13 protein-coding genes are annotated in these 11,198 nt (G+C 51.1%); 8 read left to right on the forward strand and 5 right to left on the reverse strand.

Annotated features, from left to right (window positions below; translation table 11 throughout):
- Positions 1 to 2: 2 nt before the first annotated feature.
- Genes AACS05_RS19690 through hemW form a run of 4 tightly spaced genes read left to right on the forward strand, consistent with a single transcriptional unit; the run spans position 3 to position 2,586 of the window.
- Complete coding sequence (locus tag AACS05_RS19690) at positions 3 to 569, forward strand: YggT family protein (RefSeq protein WP_045447391.1); 567 nt, start codon at positions 3 to 5, stop codon at positions 567 to 569.
- Positions 566 to 856, forward strand: a complete 291-nt coding sequence (gene yggU / locus AACS05_RS19695; RefSeq protein ID WP_003027101.1) for a DUF167 family protein YggU — start codon at positions 566 to 568, stop codon at positions 854 to 856. The genes AACS05_RS19690 and yggU overlap by 4 nt, the downstream gene beginning before the upstream one ends.
- Before the next feature lie 7 nt (positions 857 to 863).
- On the forward strand, positions 864 to 1,457 hold the full coding sequence (locus AACS05_RS19700) for an XTP/dITP diphosphatase (RefSeq protein ID WP_045447394.1): 594 nt from the start codon (positions 864 to 866) through the stop codon (positions 1,455 to 1,457).
- A complete protein-coding gene (gene hemW / locus AACS05_RS19705; RefSeq protein WP_045447397.1) occupies positions 1,450 to 2,586 on the forward strand; it encodes a radical SAM family heme chaperone HemW in 1,137 nt (378 codons plus the stop codon). Before AACS05_RS19700 ends, hemW begins: the two co-directional genes overlap by 8 nt.
- 82 nt (positions 2,587 to 2,668) lie before the next feature.
- Here hemW and ansB read toward each other — a convergent pair whose 3' ends face one another.
- From ansB to trmB, 4 genes are all read right to left on the reverse strand, one after another.
- Entirely contained in the window at positions 2,669 to 3,715 is a 1,047-nt protein-coding gene (ansB, locus tag AACS05_RS19710; protein ID WP_045447400.1) for an L-asparaginase 2, read from the reverse strand.
- A 188-nt stretch (positions 3,716 to 3,903) separates the two neighbouring features.
- Positions 3,904 to 4,623, reverse strand: coding sequence for a YggN family protein (locus tag AACS05_RS19715; protein WP_045447403.1), 720 nt, complete (start codon positions 4,621 to 4,623; stop codon positions 3,904 to 3,906).
- Positions 4,624 to 4,672: 49 nt separating this feature from the next.
- Complete coding sequence (locus AACS05_RS19720) at positions 4,673 to 4,999, reverse strand: YggL family protein (protein WP_045447406.1); 327 nt, start codon at positions 4,997 to 4,999, stop codon at positions 4,673 to 4,675.
- Complete coding sequence (trmB, locus tag AACS05_RS19725) at positions 4,999 to 5,718, reverse strand: tRNA (guanosine(46)-N7)-methyltransferase TrmB (protein WP_045447409.1); 720 nt, start codon at positions 5,716 to 5,718, stop codon at positions 4,999 to 5,001. Before trmB ends, AACS05_RS19720 begins: the two co-directional genes overlap by 1 nt.
- A gap of 160 nt (positions 5,719 to 5,878) precedes the next feature.
- Between trmB and mutY the strand changes: the two genes are divergently transcribed.
- From mutY to AACS05_RS19745, 4 genes are all read left to right on the forward strand, one after another.
- The gene (gene mutY / locus AACS05_RS19730; protein WP_144243084.1) at positions 5,879 to 6,931 is read left to right on the forward strand and encodes an A/G-specific adenine glycosylase; all 1,053 of its coding nucleotides are present in this window, start codon (positions 5,879 to 5,881) and stop codon (positions 6,929 to 6,931) included.
- A gap of 27 nt (positions 6,932 to 6,958) precedes the next feature.
- Positions 6,959 to 7,234, forward strand: coding sequence for an oxidative damage protection protein (locus tag AACS05_RS19735; RefSeq protein WP_045447415.1), 276 nt, complete (start codon positions 6,959 to 6,961; stop codon positions 7,232 to 7,234).
- 94 nt (positions 7,235 to 7,328) lie between these two features.
- Positions 7,329 to 8,414: a membrane-bound lytic murein transglycosylase MltC gene (gene mltC / locus AACS05_RS19740; RefSeq protein WP_136345243.1), complete on the forward strand. Its 1,086-nt coding sequence runs from the start codon at positions 7,329 to 7,331 to the stop codon at positions 8,412 to 8,414.
- 212 nt (positions 8,415 to 8,626) lie between these two features.
- Positions 8,627 to 9,883 carry a nucleoside permease gene (locus AACS05_RS19745; protein ID WP_045447421.1) on the forward strand — a complete coding sequence of 419 codons (1,257 nt, stop codon included), beginning with the start codon at positions 8,627 to 8,629 and terminating at the stop codon, positions 9,881 to 9,883.
- A 56-nt stretch (positions 9,884 to 9,939) separates the two neighbouring features.
- Here the strand turns inward: AACS05_RS19745 and speC are convergent.
- Positions 9,940 to 11,198, reverse strand: a 1,259-nt coding sequence (gene speC / locus AACS05_RS19750; protein ID WP_045447423.1) for an ornithine decarboxylase, incomplete at its 5' end; no start/stop codon positions are given.

Genomic DNA, 11,198 nt, shown 5'->3' on the forward strand with positions numbered 1-11,198 from the left:
CCATGAATACGTTGACCTTCCTGCTCTCAACGGTAATTGAGCTGTATACCATGGCGCTGCTATTGCGCGTGTGGATGCAGTGGTCCCGCTGTGATTTTTACAACCCGTTCTCACAGTTCATTGTGAAAATCACGCAGCCCATTATTGGGCCGTTACGCCGTATTATCCCTCCGATGGGACCAATCGACAGCGCCTCGTTAGTAATCGCGTTAATTCTCAGTTTTATCAAGGCAATAGTGCTATTCAAAGTGGTCACATTCCAGCCGATTATCTGGATCGCCGCCGTACTTATTGTTCTGAAAACCATTGGGCTGCTGATTTTCTGGGTGCTGTTGGTCATGGCCATCATGAGCTGGGTCAGCCAGGGTCGTAGCCCCGTGGAGTACGTGCTGATTCAACTGGCGGACCCACTGTTGCGTCCTATCCGTCGCATACTGCCAGGCATGGGCGGAATCGACTTTTCCCCGATGATCCTGGTACTGCTGCTCTATGTCATCAACATGGGGATTGCAGAGGTATTACAGGCGACAGGTAATATGCTGCTGCCGGGGCTGTGGATGGCGTTATGAGTGCCGTAACACCCTGCGATGACGGTCTGGTTTTACGGCTCTATATTCAGCCTAAAGCCAGCCGGGACAGTATTGTGGGTTTACATGGCGACGAAGTAAAAGTCGCCATTACCGCCCCGCCGGTCGATGGCCAGGCAAACAGTCATCTGGTTAAATTTCTCGGTAAACAATTCCGCGTGGCGAAAAGCCAGGTTGTTATTGAGAAGGGCGAGCTTGGCCGTCACAAACAGGTTAAAATCATTCATCCGCAACAAATCCCGCCAGAAATTGCGGCACTAACTGATTAGGTATCCCATGCAAAAAGTTGTCCTCGCAACCGGCAATGCCGGTAAAGTGCGTGAGCTCGCCTCTCTCCTGAGCGATTTCGGGCTTGATGTTGTCGCCCAAACAGATCTGGGCGTTGACTCCGCTGAAGAGACCGGCCTGACTTTTATTGAAAACGCCATTCTGAAGGCGCGTCATGCTGCGCAAATCACCGGACTGCCGGCAATTGCCGATGACTCGGGTCTGGCTGTCAACGCCCTGGGCGGCGCACCAGGCATCTATTCCGCTCGCTATTCAGGAGAAGATGCTACCGACCAACAGAATCTGGAAAAGCTGCTGCACACCCTGCGGGATATCCCTGAAGAGAAACGTCAGGCACAGTTCCATTGCGTGCTGGTGTATATGCGCCATGCGGACGATCCAACGCCAATTGTTTGTCACGGAACCTGGCCGGGCGTGATTACCCGCGAGCCTGTCGGAAACGGCGGTTTTGGCTACGACCCGATCTTCTTTGTACCGTCTGAAGGTAAAACCGCGGCAGAACTGACTCGTGAAGAGAAAAGCGCCATCTCCCACCGCGGACAAGCGCTGAAGCTGCTGCTGGATGCCCTGCGTAATGGTTAAGCTTCCACCACTGAGTCTTTATATTCACATCCCGTGGTGTGTGCAGAAATGCCCCTACTGCGATTTCAATTCGCATGCGCTGAAGGGTGAAGTTCCCCATGATGACTATGTTCAGCATCTGCTGAGCGATCTGGATGCCGACGTTGCGTACGCACAAGGTCGTGAAGTAAAGACGATTTTTATTGGTGGTGGCACGCCAAGCCTGCTCTCAGGGCCGGCAATGCAAACGCTGCTGGATGGTGTGCGCGCACGCCTGAATCTGGCGGCTGATGCAGAAATCACGATGGAGGCGAATCCCGGTACAGTAGAAGCCGATCGCTTTGTCGATTATCAACACGCTGGGGTGAACCGTATCTCCATAGGTGTGCAGAGTTTCAGCGCAACTAAACTTGAGCGCCTGGGACGTATACACGGGCCGGAAGAAGCCAAACGCGCCGCCAATCTGGCGAACGGTCTGGGGCTTCGCAGCTTTAATCTTGATCTGATGCACGGCTTGCCGGATCAGACCCTGGAAGAGGCCCTGGGCGATTTGCAGCAGGCGATCGCGCTCAACCCGCCTCATCTATCATGGTATCAGCTCACCATTGAACCCAATACTCTCTTTGGCTCACGCCCTCCGGTATTACCGGACGATGACGCGCTGTGGGATATTTTTGAGCAGGGCCATCGGTTGCTGACCGCCGCCGGGTATCAGCAGTATGAGACATCAGCCTATGCTAAGCCGGGTTATCAGTGTCAGCACAATCTGAACTACTGGCGTTTTGGCGACTATCTTGGTATTGGCTGCGGAGCTCACGGCAAAGTCACTTTTCCAGATGGACGCATCCTGCGCACCACCAAAACGCGACACCCGCGCGGATATATGCAGGGGCGCTACCAGGAAAGCCAGCGTGATGTGGCGCAGACCGACAAACCATTCGAGTTCTTTATGAACCGTTTTCGTTTACTTGAAGCCGCGCCGCGTGCTGAATTTACCCAATATACCGGGCTTACCGAAGACGTTATTCGTAAAGAGATTGATGAGGCTATCACGCAGGGGTATCTGACAGAGAACGAAGAGTTCTGGCAGATTACCCGACACGGTAAGCTGTTTTTAAACTCTCTGCTGGAATTGTTTTTAGCGGAATAACACTGAAAATAGCCAGGCCTGATGGCGCTGCGCTTATCAGGCCTGGGGGCTCAGAGACGATAAGCGCAGCTATCTTTATAGATTAATACTGATTAAACATCGTCTGGATCTGTTGCGGATCTTTGGTTTGCGTCAACGCCAGTTGCAACAGCACACGTGCTTTTTGCGGGTTCAGCGAACCTGAAGCGACAAATCCGTATTTCGCATCATCGATTTCAGCATCCTGCGTGGTGGCACCTGTTGGTACACGGGAAGAACGCACAACCACGGTACCTTTATGCGCGGCAGTCGCCAGGGTATCGAAAATCGTTTTATACAGGTTACCGTTACCTACACCCGCACTGACGATCCCTGCATAACCTGCGTCTACCAGCGCTTTTGCCGGCAGATCAGAAGCATTAGCGTAGTTGTAGATAATCCCCACTTTCGGCAGTTCTGTCAGCTTAGACACATCGAACGGCGTAGAAGTAGTGTGCTTACGGGCAGGCGTACGCTGGTAGTCAATTTTGCCGTTATGGATGTATCCCAGCGGGCCGTAGTTAACGGATTTGAAGGTAGCAACATCAGTGGTATTGGTTTTGGTCACATCACGACCATCCAGTACGGTGTCATTCATCACCACCAGCACGCCACGGTTTGCAGAGGCTTTATCTGCCGCCGTTACCACCGCGTTATACAGGTTAAACGGACCATCGGCGCTCATTGAAGTAGATGGACGCATTGCACCTACCAGTACCACCGGTTTGTTGCATTTGACTGTCAGGTCGAGGAAATATGCGGTTTCTTCCATGGTGTCCGTACCATGCGTGACTACGAAACCGTCGGTTTTATCACATTCAGCATTGATCTTCTTCGCCAGCGTTAACCAGACTTCATCGTTCATATCCTGGGAGCCGATATTCACAACCTGCTCGCCTTTGACCACAGCGATATCTTTCAGTTGCGGCACCGCATCTACCAGATTTTCTACACCGACTTTGCCTGCCGTGTAGTTGGATTTTGTTGCGGAATCACCACCGCCAGCAATCGTTCCGCCAGTGGCTAAAATGGTGATGTTAGGTAATGCCAGCGCCGCGCCGCTGAATCCCATAACCAGTGCAGCAAGTGCCGTTTTCCTGAAAAACTCCATGTTATTTCTCCAGTTACTTGAATTTGCCGCATTATGTCTATCTCACAGATGAATAATGTGACATTGTCCAATTAACCAGATTTATATTTCCATGAAATTGTCGTTCTTAGAGGTGGATATCAAAATAACAGGAAAATACAAAATAAAACGGCACAGAATGTTTCTGTACCGTTAAAGAGAAGTGAATGTTATTTCAGACCGTTAACTAATGCCTTACGGTCATCTTCCAGCGTTACGACGCGCGCGCAAACATCTTTGCCAAACTGCTGGAAATCTTGTTCCTGATTCTTCCATTCGTTCTGAATTGACGTTTGCAAGCCACCGAGGCTACCGAGCACGCCCTGCAACGGGTTACCGCCGCCTTTGAGCACGGCTTTCGCTCCCATTTCGTTAATGCTGTCTTGCAAAATGCCGCCCATCGCCTGGTTCACCAGCTGTTGCCCGTCAGCGCGGACCTGATCTATCGCCTTATAATGGAAGGTCAGACCGTCGGAGCGATGCTCGATTATCCGGTTCATCTGCTCTTTCAACTGAGCATCAAGCTTGGTTAAACGACCGCGCATATTACTGCTTTCGCCCACTTCTTTGGCGATGATTTTATCCAGTGCCACGCGACCTTTCTCAACGCGCGCTCTGGCACCTTCGTCAATCCACGGCAGACTGCTACGCAACGCCGCCTGATAATCTTTCGCCTGCTCACGCTGCGCAGCGCTCAGGGTGTATTGTTTACCGTTGAAGGTGACATTGCCGGTCGGCGTAATAACCAGATCGCCGTTTTCACCTTTCACCTGCACCGTTTGCGGACTTAAAATCACATCGTCTCGTGGAGTGACGCTGCACTTGTAATCAGCATGTGCGGCCATCGCCGTGAACGTTAGGAGTGCCGCCAGCAGCGTTTTGCGCATCATATCTATCCCTCAATACAAATCGGGCCGGCATTTGCCGACCCTTTGCTACTTAGTCCCACCAAACATCGAAAAGTTCGCTGGTACGCACGTCTTCAAGTTTATGCTCTTCCAGCCACTTACGGACAATCGCCTGATGTTCTTCAGTACATTTGCCAATTTCCTGCAGGCAGATCAGACCTTCCCAGGCCAGATAGCCGCTGCCGTCAAAGGCCAGTTTGTTCGGCTCGATAACTTCATTGATAAGGTCATCAACGATTTTATCAACCTGCTCTTCAGATGTGCCTTCCGGGAAACGCCATGCAACCGAAAATCCTAATTCCTGGAATTCGTCGATATGCATTTTTTTACGCAGACGACGGCTACGGTTCTTTGCCATTATTTCACCCTCTCGAACATTAAGTCCCATACGCCATGGCCAAGACGATGACCACGTTGTTCAAATTTGGTTACCGGGCGCGATTCCGGGCGCGGTACATAATCGTTACTCTCTGACTGGTTTTTATATCCGTCAATGGAGGACATCACTTCAAGCATGTGTTCCGCATAGGCTTCCCAGTCGGTCGCCATGTGGAAAACGCCGCCCAGTTTCAGCTTGCTTTTAACAAGCTCAGCAAATGGTACCTGAACGATACGGCGTTTATTATGACGTGCTTTATGCCACGGGTCAGGGAAAAAGAGCTGAACCATTGATAAAGAATTGTCAGGAATCATTTTGTGCAGTACTTCAACGGCATCATGGCACATCACGCGCAGGTTCTCGACACCCTCTTCATGAGCTGAGGCCAGACACGCGCCGACGCCCGGAGAGTGCACTTCAATGCCGAGGAAATTCTGTTCCGGACGAGCTTTAGCCATGGCCACCAGCGAAGCGCCCATACCAAAACCAATCTCAAGTGTCACTGGCGCTTCACGGCCAAACAGCGCGGCAAAATCCACAGGCTCTTCGCTAAACTCAACGCCCATCACCGGCCAGTAGTTTTCCAGCGCGTGTTCCTGCCCTTTGGTCAGTCGCCCCTGGCGACGAACAAAACTACGAATCCGGCGCAGAGGGCGGCCGTTTTCATCAAATTCCGGTGAAATGACGTCGTTCTTCATAAAAGTTTAGTCTGCTGTGTTTGAGTTCTGAAAACGGGCATTATCCAAAGTTAGTTGCCGGATGCAAGTAAAGGAAGAAAGTGAGCAGCGGAAAGTTCCGGTTTACACCCCGTTGCCGCTGTGCTGCAATCTTGCCCCCAGTCATTATGAAACGGTAACCATGCAAGCGTCTCAATTTTCAGCTCAGGTATTGGGCTGGTACGACAAATACGGACGGAAAACGCTGCCCTGGCAAATTGACAAGACGCCTTACAAAGTATGGCTCTCTGAGGTCATGCTGCAACAAACGCAGGTTGCGACAGTTATTCCTTATTTTGATCGCTTTATGGCGCGCTTCCCGACGGTTACTGACTTAGCACAGGCACCGCTGGATGAGGTCCTTCATTTATGGACCGGTCTGGGTTATTACGCCCGTGCTCGTAATCTCCATAAAGCCGCTCAGCAGGTAGCGACACTACACGGCGGAACGTTTCCGCAAACCTTTGATGAAGTAGCAGCCCTGCCAGGCGTCGGGCGTTCTACCGCTGGCGCGATCCTTTCGCTTTCTCTGGGTCAGCATTTTCCGATTCTCGACGGCAACGTTAAACGCGTGCTGGCTCGCTGTTATGCTGTCAGCGGTTGGCCAGGTAAAAAAGAGGTCGAGAAAAAGCTCTGGGATTTGAGCGAACAGGTTACGCCAGCTAAAGGCGTTGAGCGGTTTAATCAGGCAATGATGGATTTAGGGGCGATGGTCTGTACGCGTTCGAAGCCCAAATGTTCCCTGTGCCCGCTAGAAAATGGCTGTGTGGCTAGTGCCAACACAAGCTGGTCACTTTACCCCGGTAAAAAACCCAGACAGACATTACCAGAACGTACAGGCTATTTTTTACTGGTGCAGCATGATGATCAGGTATTGCTTGCGCAGCGCCCACCAAGCGGTTTATGGGGCGGATTGTACTGTTTTCCGCAGTTTGAAGATGAAGATGGGCTACGTCAGTGGCTGGCGCAACGGCACATTAACGCAGATAATCTGACTCAACTTAATGCGTTTCGCCACACCTTTAGCCATTTCCATTTAGATATTGTGCCTATGTGGCTTCCCGTGTCTTCATTCACCTCATGCATGGATGAAGGCAATGCGCTCTGGTATAACTTAGCGCAACCGCCGTCGGTAGGACTGGCGGCTCCCGTGGAGCGTTTGTTACAGCAATTACGTACCGGTACGCATGTTTAACGTGTCGGTTAATAGAGAGGATTTTTTATGAGCAGAACGATTTTTTGTACTTTCCTGCAACGCGATGCAGAAGGTCAGGATTTTCAGCTGTACCCAGGCGAACTGGGAAAACGCATTTACAACGAGATTTCGAAAGAAGCGTGGGCACAGTGGCAGCATAAGCAAACCATGCTGATTAACGAAAAGAAGCTGAATATGATGAACGTCGAACACCGTAAGCTGCTGGAACAGGAAATGATTAACTTCCTGTTTGAAGGTAAGGACGTGCATATTGAAGGCTATACGCCGGAAGATAAAAAATAAGCATCTCTTGCTGACAATTTCGTAGGCCGGATAAGGTGCTCACAACACCCTCCGGCAAAACGATACAACAACAAACACAACACGCACTCCCGGAATGATGAAAAAATTTCTCGCGCTTGCCGTTATTGCGCCGTTGCTCATCTCCTGTTCCAGTTCGACCAAAAAAGGCGATACCTATAACGAAGCCTGGGTCAAGGATACCAACGGTTTTGATATTCTGATGGGGCAATTTGCTCATAACATTGAGAATTTGTGGGGATTCAAGGAAGTACTGATTGCGGGTCCGAAAGACTACGTAAAGTATACCGATCAGTATCAAACCCGCAGCCACATCAACTTTGATGACGGAACGATAACCGTTGAGACCATCGCCGGGACAGATCCCGCCGGACACCTGCGTCGGGCGATCATCAAGACATTGCTAATGGGCGATGATCCCGGATCTATCGATCTCTATTCCGATGTCGATGATATCAAGATTTCCAAAGAGCCGTTCCTGTATGGGCAGGTGGTTGATAATACCGGTCAGCCCATTCGCTGGGAGGGGCGTGCAACAAACTTCGCGAATTACCTGCTACAAACGCGACTTAAGAGCCGCAGCAACGGCCTGCGCATCATCTATAGCGTGACGATCAATCTGGTGCCAAACCACCTTGATAAGCGAGCACATAAATATATCGGCATGGTACGGCAGGCATCGCGGAAGTACGGTGTCGACGAATCGCTGATTCTGGCAATCATGCAGACCGAATCGTCCTTTAACCCGTATGCTGTCAGTCATGCCGATGCGTTGGGGTTAATGCAGGTAGTACAACACAGCGCCGGGAAAGATGTATTCCGCTCTCAGGGGCGTTCGGGTACGCCAAGCCGCAGCTTCCTGTTTGATCCGGCCAGTAACATCGACACGGGTACAGCCTACCTGGCGATGCTCAACAATGTCTATTTGGGCGGTATTGATAATCCGACCTCGCGCCGCTATGCGGTGATCACCGCCTATAACGGCGGGGCGGGTAGCGTGCTGCGCGTTTTCTCCAGCGATAAGATTCAGGCCGCAAATATTATCAACAGCATGTCCCCGGGGGATGTTTATCAAACCCTGACTACGCGACATCCATCCGCAGAATCACGTCGTTATCTTTACAAGGTTAATTCCGCACAGAAAACCTATCGTCGACGTTAACATCGTCCTCTCCTGACACCTCCGCTAACGGATGTCAGGAGAGCAAAAGTGTTAACTCCGTCACTCTTTTACCTTGCAATTAGAAATTGTTTGCAAATATTTGTCACAGCTAACAAAAAAAGAGTGTCTCTCATTGATAGAATCACATCATATTGCAACGGCAAATGTGCCTTTTAAAACATTCATCCGCATTACGGTGTGAGGAAATTAACATGAATCTTAAGCTGCAGCTGAAAGTCCTCTCCTTTCTGCAGTTCTGCCTGTGGGGTAGTTGGCTCACGACCCTCGGCTCTTATATGTTTGTCACCCTTAAATTCGATGGTGCATCCATTGGCGCAGTGTATAGCTCCCTGGGGATTGCCGCCGTATTTATGCCAACGCTGTTAGGGATCGTGGCTGACAAATGGATCAGTGCAAAATGGGTTTATGCACTTTGCCACCTGGTCGGCGCAGGAACACTGTTCGCCGCCGCCGAGGTCACCACGCCAGGGGCCATGTTCTTTGTAATCTTGCTTAACTCACTGGCCTATATGCCAACGTTAGGGCTAATCAACACTATCTCTTACTATCGCCTGCAATCTGCCGGAATGGATATTGTCACCGACTTCCCACCAATTCGTATCTGGGGCACCATCGGCTTTATTCTGGCCATGTGGGCGGTAAGCTTCTCTGGCTTTGAACTGAGTCATATGCAGCTTTACATCGGCGCGACATTATCCGTGGTACTGGTACTGTTTACCCTGACGCTGCCGCATATACCGGTTGCCAATCAGCAAAAAAACCAGAGCTGGACGTCAATGCTCGGCCTGGATGCATTCGCGCTGTTTAAAAACAAGCGTATGGCTATTTTCTTCATCTTCTCAATGATGCTGGGTGCAGAGCTGCAAATTACCAATATGTTCGGCAATACCTTCCTGCACAGCTTCGATAACAACCCACTGTTCTCCGGTAGCTTTATCGTTGAACACGCCTCGGTGATGATGTCGATTTCGCAGATTTCTGAAACCCTGTTTATCCTGACCATCCCGTTCTTCTTAAGCCGTTACGGTATCAAGAACGTCATGCTTATCAGTATCGTGGCGTGGATGCTGCGCTTCGGTCTGTTTGCTTACGGCGATCCGACTCCGTTCGGTACCGTGCTGCTGGTTCTGTCGATGATTGTTTACGGTTGTGCTTTCGACTTCTTCAACATCTCGGGTTCCGTATTTGTGGAAAAAGAAGTGCGACCTGAAATTCGCGCCAGCGCACAGGGTATGTTCCTGATGATGACCAACGGCTTCGGCTGTATTCTGGGCGGTCTGGTGAGCGGTAAAGTGGTTGAGTACTATACACTGAATGGTATTACTGACTGGCAGACCGTGTGGCTGATCTTCGCAGGTTATTCACTGGTTCTGGCATTCGCTTTCGTGGCACTGTTTAAATACAAACACGTTCGCGTACCGGCTGGCTCCCAACCCGTCGCGCATTAATCTTCATTTATTGGAAAAGGTCACCTGTCGGTGACCTTTTTTTTGCCGGATGGCGCTTACTTCAAGACGTAGCCAAACAGACGCTTAATTCCGTCAGCATCGGTCTCACTGTAGACCCCTTGCAGCTCCGGCGAGAATCCTGGGAGCAGGTTAACGCCCTCTTCCAGCGCCAGAAAATAACGCTGAACCGCCCCACCCCATACTTCTCCCGGTACCACGCACAGTACACCAGGAGGATAAGGCAGTGCGCCTTCTGCCGCAATGCGACCCGCGGCATCACAAATACGCACCAGCTCAACGTCACCACGGATAAAGGCACTGTGGGCGTCCTGCGGATTCATCGCCACGACCGGCAAACTCTCCTGACGGAACATCGCCTTTTGTAGATCCTTCACATCAAAGCTGACGTACAGATCGTGCATCTCCTGGCACAGCTCACGCAGCGTGTAATCCCGATAGCGTACCGGGTATTTGTTGGTGATGGTAGGCAGCACATCAGCCAACGGCGTGTCGTCCTCAATATGCTGTTCAAACTGCGCCAGCATAGCCACCAGTTGCGCCATTTTCTCTGCGCTTTCTGCAGGCGTCAGCAGGAAAAGAATTGAGTTGAGGTCGCATTTCTCCGGCACGATGCCATTTTCGCGCAGATAATGCGCCAGAATCGTTGCCGGGATGCCGAACTCGGTATATTGCCCGGTCTGCGCATCAATGCCAGGAGTGGTCAGCAACAGTTTGCAGGGATCGACAAAATACTGGTCGCACGCGTAACCGGAAAAACCATGCCATTTCGCGCCCGGTTCAAAGCTAAAGAAGCGACGCTCGCTGGCGATGGTTTTCGTCGGATAGGTTTCCCACGGTTTGCCATCGATCACGGGGGGAATAAAGGGCTGGAGCAGCTTACAGTGGGCAATGATAGCTTTACGTGCCTCAATCCCCATCTCCACGCATTCTGCCCACAAACGACGCCCGCTCTCTCCTTCATGGATTTTAGCGTTAACATCCAGCGCGGCAAATAACGGATAAAACGGGCTTGTAGAGGCATGCAGCATAAACGCGTTGTTCAGACGTTTGTGCGGGCAGAAACGCGCCTGACCACGAATATGGTTATCTTTTTTGTGGATCTGCGAGGTTTGCGAGAACCCGGCCTGCTGCTTATGCACCGACTGGGTAACAAAAATCCCCGGATCGTTAGCATTAAGCTCCAGCAACAACGGCGATCCATCGGCCATCATCGGAATAAACTGCTCATATCCGACCCAGGCAGAATCAAACAGGATGTAATCACACAGACTGCCAATCTTGTCGATCACCTGCC

This window comes from Citrobacter sp. S-77 (genome assembly GCF_963864895.1).
GTDB lineage: Bacteria > Pseudomonadota > Gammaproteobacteria > Enterobacterales > Enterobacteriaceae > Citrobacter > Citrobacter murliniae.